The organism is Pseudomonas sp. GW821-FHT04D07 (assembly GCF_059420225.1).
Genome location: NZ_JBWKTH010000039.1, coordinates 1 through 16,231 on the forward strand (window position 1 = coordinate 1; position 16,231 = coordinate 16,231).

At 62.4% G+C, this 16,231-nt stretch carries 15 protein-coding genes; 3 read left to right on the forward strand and 12 right to left on the reverse strand.

Annotated elements, in window-relative coordinates; translation table 11 throughout:
• Positions 1-452 precede the first annotated feature (452 nt).
• Positions 453-869 (forward strand): NUDIX hydrolase, encoded by a 417-nt coding sequence (locus tag AC07T0_RS28910; RefSeq protein ID WP_495004385.1) that lies wholly within the window; start codon positions 453-455, stop codon positions 867-869.
• 31 nt (positions 870-900) lie between these two features.
• On the opposite strand, the gene metR is transcribed toward AC07T0_RS28910, so the two are convergent.
• Entirely contained in the window at positions 901-1,818 is a 918-nt protein-coding gene (gene metR / locus AC07T0_RS28915; protein WP_495004386.1) for a transcriptional regulator MetR, read from the reverse strand.
• A gap of 177 nt (positions 1,819-1,995) precedes the next feature.
• Between metR and AC07T0_RS28920 the strand changes: the two genes are divergently transcribed.
• The gene (locus tag AC07T0_RS28920) at positions 1,996-2,988 is read left to right on the forward strand and encodes an alpha/beta fold hydrolase (protein ID WP_495004387.1); all 993 of its coding nucleotides are present in this window, start codon (positions 1,996-1,998) and stop codon (positions 2,986-2,988) included.
• Between the two features lie 180 nt (positions 2,989-3,168).
• On the opposite strand, the gene AC07T0_RS28925 is transcribed toward AC07T0_RS28920, so the two are convergent.
• The 6 genes from AC07T0_RS28925 to AC07T0_RS28950 are packed head-to-tail and all read right to left on the reverse strand — an operon-like array spanning position 3,169 to position 10,435.
• Positions 3,169-4,566: a sigma-54-dependent transcriptional regulator gene (locus AC07T0_RS28925; protein WP_495004388.1), complete on the reverse strand. Its 1,398-nt coding sequence runs from the start codon at positions 4,564-4,566 to the stop codon at positions 3,169-3,171.
• Positions 4,556-6,346, reverse strand: coding sequence for a sensor histidine kinase (locus AC07T0_RS28930; RefSeq protein ID WP_495004389.1), 1,791 nt, complete (start codon positions 6,344-6,346; stop codon positions 4,556-4,558). The genes AC07T0_RS28925 and AC07T0_RS28930 overlap by 11 nt, the downstream gene beginning before the upstream one ends.
• Positions 6,346-7,470, reverse strand: coding sequence for a GNAT family N-acetyltransferase (locus tag AC07T0_RS28935; RefSeq protein WP_495004390.1), 1,125 nt, complete (start codon positions 7,468-7,470; stop codon positions 6,346-6,348). Before AC07T0_RS28935 ends, AC07T0_RS28930 begins: the two co-directional genes overlap by 1 nt.
• Positions 7,471-7,480: 10 nt before the next feature.
• Positions 7,481-8,347, reverse strand: a complete 867-nt coding sequence (locus AC07T0_RS28940; protein WP_495004391.1) for an alpha/beta hydrolase — start codon at positions 8,345-8,347, stop codon at positions 7,481-7,483.
• Entirely contained in the window at positions 8,344-9,738 is a 1,395-nt protein-coding gene (locus AC07T0_RS28945) for an aspartate aminotransferase family protein (protein ID WP_100944507.1), read from the reverse strand. Before AC07T0_RS28945 ends, AC07T0_RS28940 begins: the two co-directional genes overlap by 4 nt.
• On the reverse strand, positions 9,731-10,435 hold the full coding sequence (locus AC07T0_RS28950; protein WP_100944506.1) for an HAD-IB family phosphatase: 705 nt from the start codon (positions 10,433-10,435) through the stop codon (positions 9,731-9,733). The genes AC07T0_RS28945 and AC07T0_RS28950 overlap by 8 nt, the downstream gene beginning before the upstream one ends.
• 227 nt (positions 10,436-10,662) lie before the next feature.
• Between AC07T0_RS28950 and AC07T0_RS28955 the strand changes: the two genes are divergently transcribed.
• Positions 10,663-11,436, forward strand: a complete 774-nt coding sequence (locus AC07T0_RS28955) for a MipA/OmpV family protein (protein WP_495004392.1) — start codon at positions 10,663-10,665, stop codon at positions 11,434-11,436.
• A gap of 166 nt (positions 11,437-11,602) precedes the next feature.
• Here the strand turns inward: AC07T0_RS28955 and AC07T0_RS28960 are convergent, their stop codons facing one another.
• The 5 genes from AC07T0_RS28960 to aauS form a co-directional block, all read right to left on the reverse strand.
• A complete protein-coding gene (locus tag AC07T0_RS28960) occupies positions 11,603-12,004 on the reverse strand; it encodes a DMT family transporter (protein WP_495004393.1) in 402 nt (133 codons plus the stop codon).
• A 31-nt stretch (positions 12,005-12,035) separates the two neighbouring features.
• Entirely contained in the window at positions 12,036-12,410 is a 375-nt protein-coding gene (locus AC07T0_RS28965) for an EamA family transporter (protein ID WP_495004394.1), read from the reverse strand.
• Positions 12,411-12,572: 162 nt separating this feature from the next.
• Positions 12,573-12,902 (reverse strand): GlpM family protein, encoded by a 330-nt coding sequence (locus AC07T0_RS28970; RefSeq protein WP_495004425.1) that lies wholly within the window; start codon positions 12,900-12,902, stop codon positions 12,573-12,575.
• Between the two features lie 24 nt (positions 12,903-12,926).
• Positions 12,927-14,204, reverse strand: coding sequence for a two-component response regulator AauR (gene aauR / locus AC07T0_RS28975; protein WP_495004426.1), 1,278 nt, complete (start codon positions 14,202-14,204; stop codon positions 12,927-12,929).
• 44 nt (positions 14,205-14,248) lie between these two features.
• Entirely contained in the window at positions 14,249-16,150 is a 1,902-nt protein-coding gene (aauS, locus tag AC07T0_RS28980) for a two-component sensor histidine kinase AauS (protein ID WP_495004395.1), read from the reverse strand.
• Between the last annotated feature and the right edge of the window lie 81 nt (positions 16,151-16,231).

Sequence of the window (16,231 nt, forward strand, 5' to 3'; positions counted from 1 at the left end):
ATGGGTAATCAGGAGGCGGCGGTGCATTAATCGACCGAGTTCTACCACCGGGGTGCTGAGTCACCTCAACCGCTGCTGAAGAACATTGACCCCCAGGTCAGACCGTCGCGGATAAATGTCTAGGCTCCTACTGGCCTTCGTGGCCTCACTGTAATCGACATTTCGCGAGCTCACCCAATGTTGGCCAGAAGCAAATAGTGCTTCCTCGAATAGGCCTGATACATAGATGCAACCGGGTAGCAGTGTTCAAAGCGTGTTGACAGGGTGGGCGAGTCCATACATAGGAGCCAGCTTGCTGGCGATGGCGATCTCATAGTCGACATCGTTGTCGCCTGATAAACCGCCATCGCCAGCAAGCCGGCTCCTACAAGGTTCTGCGGCTTTCGCATGATTGCGCGATCAGCGCGGCCCATGTGATCCTGCGGCCTTTTGCCAAGGCCGCTGTGACCTCCATGACCTCCAAAATTATCCGAATTGCCGCCGCCCTGCTGATCGGTCCCGACGGCCGTACCCTGTTGGTGCGCAAACGCGGCACCCGGGCCTTCATGCAGCCAGGCGGCAAGATCGAAGCCGATGAGCAACCGGTGAATGCCCTGGCCCGCGAGCTTGAAGAAGAGTTGGGGCTGCTCATCGACACGGCCGCCGCCACCTATCTCGGTCAGTTCGCGGCCGCGGCGGCCAATGAGCCGGGTCACAAGGTGGTGGCCGAGCTGTTCCGGGTCCATACCGACGAACCGCTGGAGGCCGCTGCCGAGATCGAAGAGGTGGTCTGGATCGATCCCGCCGGCGACGGTGGCCTGTTCCTCGCGCCATTGACACGGGACCTGATCCTGCCGTTTTATCGTGCCTCGCTAATGACCACCGCCTGAGCCCCTTCGACCAGATGACGCTTGACGGGCTTCAACGCACTGCGCTGACCCCGTCAAGCGTGGAGAACGAGGTGTCCTTGGCGGTCAGCAGGAAGTCACGCATGTACGGTGCATCCAGCATGTCGGTGCGCACCGCCGCATACAACGTGGCGAACAGGCCTTTCTCGCCCAGCCGCTTGGCCTTGACGTAACCCCGTGAGCTGTATTCGTGCAGCGCCCAATGGGGCATGCCGCAGACGCCGCGACCGCTGGCCACCAGTTGCATCATCATCACGGTCAGTTCGGAGGTGCGTACCTGCGCCGGTTCGACGTCCGCGGGTTCGAGGAAACGGGTGAAGATATCCAGCCGGTCGCGCTCCACCGGGTAGGTGATCAGGGTTTCCTTGAGCAGGTCCTCGGGCACGATATAGGGCTTGTTGGCCAATGCATGCTGGTTGGCTACCGCGAGCATGGCCTCGTAGGTGAACAGCGGCACGTAGGTGATGCCCACCAGTTCCACCGGGTCGGAGGTCACCACCAGGTCCAGATCGCCACGGGCCAGGGCCGGCAGCGGGGCGAAGGAAAAACCCGAGGCCAGGTCCAGCTCGACTTCCGGCCAGGCATCGCGGAACTGGTCGATGGTCGGCATCAGCCACTGGAAGCAGCTGTGGCATTCGATCGCCATGTGCAGGCGGCCGGCGGTGCCACCGGCCAGGCGCGCGATATCCCGCTCCGCCGCGCGCAGCAACGGCAGGCTGGCGTCCGCCAGTTGCAGCAGGCGCAGCCCGGCGCTGGTAAAGCGCACCGGCTTGGTCTTGCGCACGAACAACGGCATGCCCAGGCGCTCTTCCAGTTCCTTGAACTGGTGGGACAGGGCCGACTGGGTCAGGTGCAGGCGTTCGGCGGCTTCTACCAGGCTGTCGGCCTCGCGTAGCGCGTGAAGGGTTTTCAAGTGACGGATTTCCAGCACCGGGGCGCTCCATGAGAAAATTTTGTGAGTGGCGGGCAGGGTATGAGTTTGTCTCATGTTGCCTTGGCAGGGTGCCATTCGGCAATCTTCATCAAACTGTCACTGAACTGTGGCAGCGCCATTGAACAAATAACATCAAACTCGCGCCTCAATGGGGTTCTGCGTTTCGGTGTTTTCATGCGTGTAGTCATTTTCCTGGTCGCACTGCTGTTCGGCCTGCCGTCTTTTGCGGCGTCAAGATGCGATGTCAATGTTCCGACCCAACGGGTCGAACTGGAGAAGGTCAGCCTGGCCTACCAGAGTATCGGGCGTGCCTCGGATCCGGCCTTGCTGCTGGTCATGGGCCTGGGCGGGCAACTGATCCACTGGCCGGATGAAGTGGTGGTCGCGCTCTGTCAGCAGGGCTTCCGGGTGATTCGCTATGACAATCGCGATGTCGGCCTGTCCACCTGGCGCCAGGCGCCGACCAGCGCCAACCTGACCTTCGAAGTGCTGCGCTACAAGCTTGGCTTGCCGGTGGCGGCGCCTTATACCCTGACCGATATGGCCGGCGATGCCCTGGGCCTGATGGATGCATTGCAGGTCCAGCAGTTCCATGTGCTCGGCGCCAGCATGGGCGGCATGATTGCCCAGCACGTGGCGGCGATGGCGCCGGAGCGGGTCGAGAGCCTGACCCTGGTGATGAGCAGTTCCGGTGCCGAGGGCCTGCCGGCGCCGAACGCGGCGCTGGTGCAGTTGCTCTCGCGGCGCAGCGCGCCGAATCGCGAGGTGGCGATCGAGCAACAGGCCGACCTGCTGGCCGCCCTGGGCAGCCCTGAGGTACGTGATGACCGGCGCAAGTTGTTGCAGCAGGCGGCGGCGTCCTATGACCGGGCCTTCAATCCGGAAGGGGTGAAGCGTCAGATCATGGCGATTCTCGCCGAGCCGAGCCGGGTGCCGTTGCTCAATCAACTGCGGGTGCCGACCCTGGTGGTCCATGGCACCGCCGATCCGTTGTTGCCGGTGATGCACGGTGTGCACCTGGCGGCGCATATCCAGGGCAGCCAGTTGGTGTTGATCCCGGGGCTGGCCCATCGTTTCCAGGAGGCGTTCAAGGCGCCATTGCTGGCCGCGGTGCTGCCGTACCTGCGCCGACATCAGGGCGATGTCAGTCGCTGGGCGCAGCTCTGAGGGAAGTAGGAGCTGGCTTGCCAGCGATGAGGCCCTTGAGCCTTGCGGCGTTCATCCGGGCGCCATCGCCAGCAAGCCGGCTCCCACAATGTTGCGTATCACCCCAAAGTTTCGTGCTGCCATAACCCGACAAGCCAGCTCCTACAGGTGATGCGGTGTTTTCAAAATCGTTGTATGGGGTCAGCGGATGATCTTGTCGACGTGGATCGCCAGTTTCTTCAGGCGATACCAGAAGCTGCGCTCGGAAATCCCGATCAATTGCGCCGCCGCCGCCTGCACGCCATTACTTTCCTGCAGGGCCGCGAGGATATAGGCTTTCTCGACGTCCGCCAGGGCCGCGTCGAGGTCTTTCGGCAGGCCCGGGGCAACCCCCGGCAGCGCTGCGCCGCTGTTTGACGGCGGCGTCGACTCGAACAGATAAGCTGGCAGGTCGGTCTCTTCGATCATGTGCCCGGCCGCGACAATGGTCGCCCGTTCCACACAATTCTGCAGTTCACGGATATTCCCCGGCCACGGGTAGTTGAGCATCGCCTGCAAGGCTTGCGCGCTGAAACCGTCGATGCGTTTGCCGGCCGTGGCGCCCAGGGTATGGGCGAAATGCCGGGCCAGCGGGGCGATGTCCTCGACCCGGTCACGCAGGGCGGGCAGGGGAATCGGGAAGACGTTCAGGCGGTAATACAGGTCTTCGCGAAACGCCTTGTCAGCCACCGCTTGCAGCAGGTTCTTGTTGGTCGCGGCAATCACTCGCACGTCGACCTTGCGCTCGCGCGGGTCGCCCACCGGCTCGATGATCCGCTCTTGTAGCGCCCGGAGGATCTTGGCTTGCAACGCCAGCGGCATATCGCCGATTTCATCGAGAAACAGCGTGCCCTTGTCGGCCTGCATAAAGCGCCCGACCCGGTCCGCGACGGCCCCGGTAAAAGCGCCCTTGCGATGACCGAACATCTCGCTTTCCAGCAAACCCTCGGGAATCGCCGCGCAGTTGACCGCGACAAACGGCATATCGGCGCGGTTGCCGTGTTTGTGGATGGCCCGGGCGACCATTTCCTTGCCGGTGCCGCTTTCGCCGGTCAGCAGGATCGTGGCGTTGCTCTCGCGCACCGAGTCCACGGCCTGCAGCACCCGGCGGAAGGTCGGGCTGTCGCCCACCAGGCTGTCGATCTGCTGGTGTTCGTCGAGTTCGGCGCGCAGGCGCGCGTTATCCCGCAGGATGTCGCGAAATTGCAAGGCCTTGTTGACGGTGATGTCCAGCTCGTCGATGTCGAACGGCTTGGCGATATAGTCGAAGGCGCCATTGCGCATCGATTGCACGGCATTCTTCACGGTGCTGTAGGCGGTCATCACAATGACCGGCAGTTGCGGGAAACGCAGCTTGACCTCGGCCAGTAACTGCGGCCCGTCCATGCCGGGCATGCGCCAGTCGCTGATGATCAGGTCGATTTCTTCCTGTTCCAGCACGGCCAGGGCCTCCAGACCATTGCCGGCGGTGAAGACGCGGATATCGTTCTGGCTCAGCGCCGAGCTCAGCAGGTCGCAGAGCTTGGGCTCGTCATCGACCACCAGAACGTTATGCGTCATTTTCTTCTTCCTCATCCTCGTGATCCAGGTCACCACCATGGGCCGGAATGTACAGGTTGAAGGTCGCGCCGGCATCTTTTTCGCTGAGGCACTCGATACGCCCGTCATGGTTTTCCATGATCGAATAGACCTTCGCCAGGCCCAGGCCGGTGCCCGAGGCCTTGGTGGTGACGAACGGTGTAAAAATACGCTCGATCATGTCCGGCTCGATACCCTGGCCGGTGTCGGAAACACTGATGATGGTGTATCGCGGGTCCTTGGCAATACCAATGGTCAGGCGCCCGCCCTTGGGCATGGCGTCGATGGCATTGAGGATCAGGTTCAGGCACGCCTGCTTCAACTGCCGCGAGTCGGCATACAGGGTGGCGCCGGGTGCCTGGTCGTCGATCTGCGCGTCGATATTGTGGATCGCCAGTTCCGGGGCGCAGAAGCCGAGGATTTCCTCGGCCAGCTCGCGGGCCGGGTAGAGCGCGCGAATCGGTGCGCTGGGCTTGGCGAAATCGAGGAATTCGGTGATCAGGTCGTTGATCCGCGAGACCTCGCTGATCACGTATTCCAGGTGGCGCTTGTCGGTGTCCAGCAGGTTGGCCCGGCGGTGCAGCAACTGCGTGGCGGTTTTGATGATGCCCAACGGGTTGCGGATTTCGTGGGCCAGGCCCATGGCGACCTCGCCCAGGGCGTGCAGGCGGTCGCGGCGGCGCAACTGGGCTTCGAGGTGATGCAGTTCGCCCAGGCGTTCGGTCATGTGGTTGAAGGTGTGGCTCAGTTCCGCCAGTTCGTCGCTGCCGGTCACCGGGATACGTTTGCTGTAGTCGCCGGAGATCACCGCGCTGACCCCTTCGGCCAAGCCGCGCAAGGGCAGGGTCAGGCGCCGCGAAACCAGCCAGCCGACGCTCAGCGACAGCACCGAACCGAGCATGAAGATCAGGATGAACAGGTTGCTCTGGTTGACCAGGCCGACCAGGCTGGTATGGCGCAGCAGGCCGCTGAAAATCACCCCCTGCAGGTCGCCGGTGTCGTTGAAGATCGGCCAGTACAACCCGCTGTAACGGGTGGTGAAAACTTCACTGGGCTGGCGGGTTTCACGCAGGGTGTCGGTGATGCTGTCGGGCACGTTGCTGGGGTGGTCTTCGAAGCGCTGGGTGGAGAAAATTTCGGAAAAGCCCTGGGGGTTGGCCAGGTACAGGCGCAGGTCCAGGGAGTGCACGTCGGCGACACTGTTGAGGAAACTGCTGTCCAGGTAGGTGGCGATGACCATCTGGTAGTCGACGCCGTCCTGGGTGGTGTCGAAGGTCGAGACCACCACGCCGGTGGTTGCGCCCGCGATCTGGATGGTCTGCAGCACGGCATTCGGCGCGGTGCTGATCTGCGAGACGATGTCGTCCGGCTGGGTGGTGAACACCACCTTGTGATCCTGGGTGCGCACCAGCGCCACCAGGTCAATGCCCATGGCGTCGGCGATGTCGGCGGTCAGCTTGTCATGCTTGGCGGCCCGGCGCGAGCTGGGCGGGCGGGTGTAGAGCAGGAACAACTGCGCGACACGGGCGTTGGAACGCTTGATCTCGCTGATTTCATCCTTGACCACCTTGGTCGACTCTTGCAGCCAGATGCGCACGTTGCTGTCGAAAATCTGCGACAGGGTGGTCGCCGCCAGCTCCGCGGCAATCATGGTCGGCACCACGCTGACCAGCCAGAACGCCAGCAGCAACTTGCGTTGTACGCTCCAGCGCGAGATCGAGAAGGGGCGTCGTTTACGGCGGCGTTCTGGCGTGTTGGTCATCAGGTTTCGCTTATCGCAGCAGACATGGCAGGGTCGAATCGATCCGGGCGAACCAACAATTTAACCCCTCTGAGGACATGGTTGATCAGCCAGTTGCGATGGTGGAAAAACATGTTGTTGCCCTGGAAGCTGCACCCCAGGCGAATCTTGCTGGCGTAACCGGCCTGCCCGGATTCGTAGACCGGGATCCGGTGGCGAATGCAGTACTCGACATTGGCCAGCCAGTTGCGGAAATAGAGATTGGGCTCGCGGCGTTGGTTCACCTCATGGCCGAAAAACTTGTCGATCAAGCGTTCGCCGTCGAACAGCACCAGGTTGAACGCCACCAGTCGTTCGCCAGCCCAGTACAGGACACAGGCCGCGCGCTCGTCCATGTGTTCGAGTACGTTGGTGAAGTAACCCGCCGGCAGCCGTTCGAATTGCAGTTCGCTACGGGCCAGCGTCGCCTGGTACAGGTCCATGATCCGTGGCAGCACATCGTCGATGTTGCGTCGCCATTCGATTCGTGGTCCCGACGCCCGCAGCTTGCGCCGCAGGTCCTTGCGGGTGGTCTTGTCCAGGGTGCCCAGGTAGGCGTCGATGGAACCGAATGGGATCGGCAGCAGCGCGTTGGGCAGGCTGGGCATGGCCTGGTAGCCGGCCGCCTTGCAGCCGCGGCGCCAGTCGTGGTCGTCGCTGGGCGCATCCTTGACGGCGATCAGGCGGATACCCAATTGCCGGGCGTCGTCGTGGGCCAGGGCCAGCAACTGTTCGAGCAGGGCCTGGCGCCGTGCCGGCGGCACATGGCTGGCCATCCCGGCCGTGCAGCGCTCCGCCACCGGTGAGCCGATGGCGTAGAGCGGAAATTCGAGCAATCCCGGCAAGAATCGATTGATCCAGCCGGTGATGCGTTTAACCAAACCCTGCACCGTGGTGTCGAGCTTGTAGGAAGTCAGGAAGGCGGGGGCGACCGCCAGCAAACGACCCTCTTCGAACAGCGCCAGGTAGCGCCATTCAAAGTCTTCGATGCCGGCTTTCTCCACTGCCAGGTAATACTCCCAATTCTCCAGGACGCCGACAAAGCAATCGTTCCAGGCGTTACGGTCGATAGCCTCGATGGTCGAGAAGGCTTGGGCGCTGATCACGGGTCTTTCCTTAGGCTTGTTGCCGCTGTGCTTCAGGCTCGCTCGAGGCGCCGCTCAAACGCTCGACATAGTCGGCGCTCAGCTCGATCACTTCCTTGTATTGCAGGTCGACGGTGATCATGTGATAGCAGTTATCGAGCATGACCTTGGTCACCGGGCCGCCCAGGTGACGCTCGACGTAGTCGGCGTTCCACGGGCTGGTGATGTCGTCCTCGATGGAGTGAATCACCAGGGCCGGGGTCTTGATCGATGGCATGCGGCGCATGACCACGGCGTTCATCCGGTGCAGTTCGCGCACGGTGATGCCTTCCATGGTCAACAGCCCGGCATCGCTGCTCTGGCCGGCTTTCATCTGGCGCTCGACGATGGCCCGCAGGCGTTCGTTCTTGATGCCATACGGCGGTTTTTCTTCGAAACGGCAGATGTGCACGCCGAACGGGATCTTCATCAGCAACGGCGTCAGGAACGCCAGCTTGTGAATGCTCCAGCCGTCGTAGCGCAGGGTCGTCGAATACATCAACAGCCCGGCGACCTGGCCCGGATGCTCGGAGGCCACGTACATGGACATCACCGCACCCATGGACAGGCCACCGACGAAAACCTGTTCGTGGCGTTGTTTCACCGCCACGAACGTCTTGCGTACCCCTTCATACCAGTCCAGCCAGCCGGTGGCTTGCAGGTCTTCGTTGCCGCCGCAGTGCCCGGCCAGGGTCGGCACGTAAACCGTGCAGTTGCCCTTCTTGGCCAGGCCCTGGGCCACCCGACGGAGTTCCGTCGGGGTGCCGGTCAGGCCGTGGATCAGCAAGATCCCGACCGGACCCGAGCCGAGTACGAAGCCAGCATCACCTTCGCCCAGATCGATAGGTGTCATGTTCACCGCTTCATGGCTCGGTTCAGCAGCTGCTCGAGCAGTTTCAGACCCAGGTCGATTTCCGGGTAGCTGATTTCCAGCGACGGCGCCAGGGTGATCACGTTCTTGTAGTAGCCGCCGACGTCGAGGATCAGGCCGAGTTTCTGGCCATCAACCACCATGTCGCCCTTCATGCCTTCCTCGACCATGTAGTCCAGGGTCGCCTTGTCCGGGGTGAAGCCGTCGGCGGTGCAGATTTCGCAGCGCAGGGCCAGGCCCAGGCCGTCGACGTCGCCGATGATCGGGAAACGTTTCTGCAGCTCTTGCAGGCCTTCGAGGAAGTACTTGCCCTTGGCCATGACCATCGCGCCGTAGTCGACTTCGCTGGTCATTTTGAACATTTCCAGGCCAACGGCCGTACCCAGTGGGTTCGAGGCGAAAGTGGAGTGGGTGGAGCCTGGTGGGAAGATCTTCGGGTTGATCAGTTCTTCACGGGCCCAGATGCCGCCCAGCGGGTTCAGACCGTTGGTCAGCGCCTTGCCGAAGACGATCACGTCCGGCTTGACGTCGAAGTGTTCGATCGACCACAGCTTGCCGGTGCGCCAGAAGCCCATCTGGATTTCGTCGACGACCATCAGGATGCCGTGCTGGTCGAGGACCTGCTTCAGCTCGCTGTAGAAGTTCATCGGCGGGATCACGTAGCCGCCGGTGCCCTGGATCGGCTCGACGTAGAACGCGGCGTATTCACTGGTACCGACTTTAGGGTCCCAGACACCGTTGTATTCGGTTTCGAACAGACGGGCGAACTGCTGCACGCAGTGGCTGCCGTATTCTTCCTTGGTCATGCCTTTCGGGCCGCGGAAGTGGTACGGGAACGGGATGAACTGTGCGCGCTCGCCGAAGTGGCCGTAGCGGCGACGGTAGCGGTAGCTCGAAGTGATCGAGGATGCGCCCAGGGTACGGCCGTGGTAGCCGCCTTCGAAGGCGAACATCAGGCTCTTGCCGTTGGTGGCGTTACGCACGACCTTCAGCGAGTCTTCGATGGACTGCGAACCGCCGACGTTGAAGTGTACGCGACCGTCGAGGCCGAACTTGTTCTTGGCGTCGACTGCGATCATTTCCGACAGTTCGATCTTGCCTTTGTGCAGGTACTGGCTGGCGATCTGCGGCAGGGTGTCGATCTGTTTCTTCAGGGCGTTGTTCAGACGTGGGTTGGCGTAGCCGAAGTTGACCGCCGAGTACCACATTTGCAGGTCGAGGTAGGCCTGGTCTTCGGTGTCCCAGACGTAGGAACCTTCGCAACGGCTGAAAATGCGCGGTGGTTCGATGTAGTGGACTGTATCGCCGTAGGAGCAATATTTGGCTTCTTTTTCCAGAAGCACCTGGTCTTCGGCTGTAGCGATACGAATATCAGACATGGTGGAAGAGTTCCTGTTGTTCAAGATCGATAGAGTAGTTGCCGGCGTTCGCCGCGATGTCGTTCGGCAGCAGGGCCAGCATGGCCGGCAGCTCGGCGAAGGAGTCGAAGCGCGCGTAAGGAATGTTGTTGCGTTCGCAATGCTCGGCCAGGCGGCCCTTGGCGAAGACGAAGTCGGCGGTGCCGGCCACGCACATGTCCGATTGACCGTCGCCGATCACCAGGATGCGCTTGCCCTTGGGCGCGGACTTGCATTTGCAGTTGCCGGAGGCGGCGCGGCAGGCGTCGCTGGAGTACGGGAAATCGATGCGCCAGCTGTTGTGGTCGACCTGGCGCAGGCGGTTGGCGAGAATCGGCAGCAAGGTCACGTAGTTGCGCGAGAGGATCCGCGCGATGCCTTGTTCGATGCCGTCGCTGACCACTTCGATGGAGGCGCCGAGGCCCATGACATGATCGACGAAGTCCGGGAAATCCGGGTCGATATCGATGGTGTCGAAGTACGCCAGCAAATCCGCTGGCGAAGCCTTGACCAGCGCCAGTTGGCGGCTGAGGCATTCGCGCGAACCGATATGACCGTCCAGCCACTCTTGCTCGATGCTTTCCCAGCTCGGGTCGGCGAAACGCTCAAGGATGTTGTCGATCGCGTCGGTGCGGGAGATGGTCCCATCGAAATCACACACGATATGCCAGTGCATCATCTACTTGTACCTGTTGAATAAGAGCGCACACTGCGCATTCCCTACGCAGAGCACGGAGTGTGCCAAGTGCTCAAATCCGGTATTCTCGTAGGGAATATCCCCTGCATGTATCCGACTACGTACACGGAGCTACAAAATTTGTAGCTTCCTACAAACAACATCAGTGCTTGCCTATAAAAAGTCGCGTTTATGATCGCGCCAGGCATGTATCGACAAGGACATTTTTCATGATTCGTCTGACCTCCTCATTGCTGCTGGCCGGCCTGTTTTCCCTGGGGGGCTGGAGTCATGCCGCCCTGGCTGACGAAGGTCCGACCGGACAGGTGGGGGCTGGGTTGGGTTATCAACCCTATGATCCGTCGGGTAGCCGGTATGAAGTGACGCCGCTGCCGTACGTGGATCTGGACTGGGGCAATTTCAGCCTCAGCGGCGACGATGGCCTGACCTGGGCGGCATTCAAGGCCAACGGTTTCAGTGTCGGGCCTTTTGCCAATTACATTCCCGGGCGCAACTCCAACGGTTCGTTGCGCGGCCTGCGCGATGTACCGGACATGGGGCTGGTAGGCGGTTACGTGGAATATGCGCCGGCCGACTTCTGGCGGCTGTTCGCCGAGCTCGGCAGTGCCGTCGGCGGCGCTGGCGGCCAGGGCGGCCTGTTGGGCCGGATGGGCGGTGAACTGGGGTATCCGTTGGGCATGGGGATTATCGGCCGCAGCAATTTCACCGCGCACTTTGCCGATGAACGCCAGGCCCAGACCTTCTTCGGGGTGAGTGCCCAGGAGGCGCAGGCTTCGGGGATCAGCCAGTACCATGCCGGCGGCGGCTTCCAGAACCTGACCCTGACCCAGAGCTTTGCTTTCCCGCTGGGCGGCAACTGGTCGCTGATGACCAGTGCCAGCTGGATTCACCTGGTGGGTTCGGCGGCGGACAGCAGCATCGTCAAGCAGAAGGGCGACAATGACCAGGGTCAGATCCAGACGGCGATCAGCTACAAGTTCTGAGGCCGGAATACGGACCTTGTGGGAACCGGCTTGCCGGCGATGGCGATGTCATATTCACCGACGTCATCGCTGGCAAGCCAGCTCCCACAATAGTTCGCGGCGTGGCTCGGATTTGTAGGAGCCAGCTTGCTGGCGATAGCGGTGTCACGCTCGCCGCCATCGTCGGCTAGTTCTTCTCGCCTTCGGCCAGCAGCGCAATCCCACCGATGATCACCGCCACACCGATCCAGTGCAGCAGGCTGATCTGCTCATTGAGCCCCAGCCAGGACGCCAGCAGCACCGCGACAAACACCAGCGAGCTCAGCGGAAACGCCAGCGACAGCGTGCTGCGTCGCAGAATCAGCATCCAGACGAAAAACGCCCCGATATAACAGGCTACCGCTACCCAGACACCGGGGTTGAGCAGCACCGCTTGCAGCCATTGCAGGCTGAAATCGCTCTGCCCCAACAGATCGCCACCGATTTTGGAAGCGATCTGTCCGCCGCTTTCGCAAGCGATCAGCAAGGCCCAGAGCACAATGGTGCCAAAACGCCCATGCAACCAATCAATGTGTTTTGCACCGCTCATCAACACTTTCCTTCAAACATGAATGGAGCCCTCAAGCGCCGGAAATGGCCACCAGCATCACGCCGGCGGTGATCACCAGCGTGCCGAGCCAGCGACGGCGGCTGACGGTTTCGCCCAGCACCACCTTGCCCGCCAGCACTACACCGCAATACGCCAGCGCGCCGATGGGGAATACCAGGCTCAGCGGTGCCCGCGACAGGGCTTCGATCCAGACAAAGAACTCGATGGCATAGGAACCGATCCCGCACCACAACAGTGGGGCGTTGAAGACCTGACCCCAGAAGGCTTTCAGTCGGAAGCCGCCGTCCAGCTCTGGCAGACGGTCGAGGCCCATCTTGAAACAGAGCTGGCCGACCACGTCCAGGACCACGGAAAAAAGCACCAGAAAAATAACGCCAAGGGACACGGAAACAGCTCCTAGAACAACATAATCAACACTTGATGGCGGGGCGAGGATTGCACGGCCGCCCGGTTTCGCTTCGGTGTTGGTAAAAAAACACACAGCGTAAGGGCTTTGCCGGCAAATGCAAAGGACGGGCCAGTACAAATCGACGCGGGTGCCCGGGACTCAAGTGTGAAAACGCAGCCAGAGGCTGACCAGCACGCTGGCCGCCAGCAACCAGGCGAGTACCGCCAGCGCCAGCGACACCTCCAGGCGCAGCCGGTCTACCAGCACATACAGGGTCGCCAGGTAGATGAAATAGGGGATGATCGACCACATGCCGAACAGGATCGTGGTCTTCAGGTCATCGGTTGAGCGCGTCTTGCCGACGATGTAGTGAGCGATCAGGGCAAAGGTCGGGAACAGCGGCACCAGCCCGGCAATGTAGTAATTGCGGGTTTTCGACAGCGCGGCCAGCAACACCACCATCGCCGCGCCGAGCGCGGCTTTCAACAGTAAATCCATCGTCAATACTCGCGGTCAGTGGCTCAAGCCGTACTTCTTGACCTTGTCGAACAAGGTGGTCTTGGCCAGGCCCAGTTCGTGGCTGGCCTGGCTCAGATTGCCGCCGCTGCGTTGCAGGGCATCGTTGAGCAGGTTGCGCTCGAAAGCTTCCACCGCTTCGGCAAAGCCCAGCCCGCCGCTGCTTTGCGCGCCGGCTTTCTTGAAGGGCGGCAGGCCCAGGGCGAAACGCTCGGCGACGTTGCGCAGTTCGCGGACATTGCCCGGCCAGTCGTGGCTCATGAGGCTGGACAAGGTCTGGTTGTCCAGCTCCGGCACGATACGGTCGAAACGCAGGGAGGATTGCTGGAGGAAATGTTCGAACAATTGCAGGATGTCCTCGCGCCGCTCGCGCAGGGGCGGCAGTTCCAGGGTCACCACGTTCAGCCGGTAATACAGGTCGCTGCGAAACTCTCCGGCGCGGCCGAGTTCGTCGAGGTCGGACTTGGTGGCGGCGATGACTCGGCAATCGACGGCCACGCTCTGGTTCGAGCCCAGGCGTTCCAGGGTGCGCTCCTGCAAGACCCGCAGCAGTTTGATCTGCATGGCAATCGGCATGCTTTCCACTTCGTCGAGGAACAGCGTGCCGCCATGGGCGTGCTCGATCTTGCCGATACGCCGTTTGCCGGCGCCGGTGAACGCGTTGGCCTCATGGCCGAAGATTTCGCTCTCGAACAGATTCTCCGGCAGCCCACCGCAGTTGAGCGCGACGAACTGTTGCGACTGGCGCCGGCTGAAGTCATGCAGGCAGCGGGCAACCAGTTCCTTGCCGGTGCCGGTCTCGCCTTCGATCAGTACGTTGGCCGAGGTGTCGGCGACATTGGCAATCAATTCCCGCAGGTTCTGCATGGCCGGCGAGCGCCCGATGATCCGTCCCTCCAGCGAGTCGCGCTCGGCCAGTTGCCGCCGTAACGACCAGACTTCCCGGGCCAGCCCGCGTTGTTCCAGGGCACGGCGGGCGACGTCCACCAGGCGTTCCGGGGAAAAGGGTTTCTCCATGAAGTCATAGGCGCCGTTGCGCATGGCACCGACAGCCATGGAGATATCGCCGTGGCCGGTGATCAGCACCACCGGCAGGCTGCGGTCGCGGGCCTTGAGCCGGGTCAGCAGCTCCAGACCATCGATGCCCGGCAGGCGGATATCGCTGATGACGATGCCGGGGAAGTTGTCGCCGATCCGGGCCAGGGCTTCCTCGGCACTGCCGACGCCTTCGCAGGGGATATCTTCCAGGGACAGCGCCTGCTGGCAACCGAGCAAGACATGCGGGTCGTCCTCGACAATCAGGACAGTGAGGTCGTTGTTCATATCGGCTCGGCCTTGGCAGGGGGGACCCGCGGTAAAGTGAGAACGAAGGCGGTGCCGCCCGTGGCTGGGTGTTCGACCCCGAGGTGGCCACCGGCCGCCGCCGCCAGGCTGGCGGAGAGGGTCAGGCCGAGGCCGAGGCCCTGTTCTCCCGGCTTGGTGGTGAAGAAAGGTTCGAACAGGTGCTTGCGCGCCTCAGGCTCGATGCCGTGACCGTTGTCGCGCACCAGCAGGCGGTATTTGCCTTCGACGAAGTCGCCTTCCAGCCACAGTTCCGGCAGCGCTTGCGCCTGCATGGCGTCGAGGGCGTTGCCGATCAGGTTGACCAGGATCTGTTCCAGGCGGGTCTGGTCGATGGCCAGTTGCACGTCGTCGAAGTCGCGATGGACTTCCAGGCGCTGGGTTTCGATCCGGCTGCCGAGAACCTGCAAGGCAGCGTCGATGGCCTTGGCCAGGCTCGACTCGCCCTTGTCGTCGCCGCGTCGGGCAAAGGCGCGCAGGCTGGCGGTGATCCGGCCCATGCGGTCGATCAGGTCGTTGATGGTGCGCAGGTTGGTGCTGGCGGTGTCGAGTTCACCGCGTTCGAGGAAACGCACGGTGTTGCCGGACAGGGTACGCAGCGCCGCCAGCGGCTGGTTGAGTTCATGGGCGATGCTGGTGGACATCTGGCCGATGGCGGCCAGCTTGCCGGCCTGGACCAGTTCGTCCTGGGCGCGGCGCAGGGTTTCCTCGGCCTGGCGTCGTTCGCGGATCTGGTCCTTGAGCCGGTCGTTGCTGGCGCGCAGGTCAACGGTACGTTCGGCGATCCGCCGTTCCAGCTGACTGTTGGCTTCCTCCAGGGCCTCGCGGGCGGCCAGGCGGGTGGCGATGACCTTGCGCCGTTCGTTCCAGGCGATCAGCAGGAAGGCCACCAGGGCGAAGGCCACGGCCACCAGGATGCCCTGGTTGGCGGCTTCTCGCCGCAGGTCCTGCAGGGGCGTGAGCAGGGTGAAGTGCCAGGGTGTGTCGTTCAGACGGCGGGTTTGGGCCAGGTAGCTGACGCTGTCGCCGTCCTTGGCCAGTTCGGTGTTGGCTGGGAAGGTCAGGGTTTCCACGCCCTCGGCCAGGCGTTCGCGGGCCAGGGGTTGCAGCTCGTTCAGCGGCCACCAGTAATATTGCAGGCTGCGGGCCAGGCGCTCCTTGATCTCCGGGGTCAGCGGGCGCACGGACTTGAGGCGCCGGGCCGGGTCGCTGGAGAGGATGATGATGCCGTTCTCGTCACTGACGAAGGCTTCCAGGCGGGCCCGTTGCCAGCGTTCTTCAAGGGCTTCGAGGCGCACCTTGATCACCGCCACGCCGATGATCTTGCCTTGTTCTTCGAGGCCGTGGGCCAGGTAATAACCGGGTTCGCCGCTGGTGCTGCCGATTCCGTAGAAACGTCCCGGCAGACCGCGCACGGCGTCCTGGAAGTAGGCGCGAAAGGACAGGTCTTCGCCCAGGTAACTGTCGGCGTCGCGCCAGTTGCTGGTGGCCAGTACCCGGCCGGTGGTGTCCAGCACATAGATGGCCCGACTGCGGCTGCGCCGGTTCAGGCCTTCGAGGTAGTCGTTGACGGCTTGGCGGTGTTCGGCGTCGGGCTCCCTGAGCAGGGCCGAGACACTGGATTCAAGCTCCAGCAGGCTGGGCAGGTAGGTGTACTTGCTGATCTCGCTTTCGACGGTGCGGGCGTGCAACTCCAGCTGGCGTTCACCGTTTTCGCTGAGGGTGCGGATGCCATAGTGTTCGCTGATGCGATAGCCGGCATAACCCAGGCCGATCATCAGCAGGATGATCAGCGGTGGCAGGAACAGTTGGCGAATCTGGCGGGGTTTCACGGCAAGTGATGGCGGCGTTGCGCGATAGAGGTTGGGGTCGCATTTCATCACGTTTGCCTTGGGTCAACCAGACCGCGTGTCTGCACGGCCATCACCTGAACCCTGTAGGAGCGAGCTTGCTCGCGATGG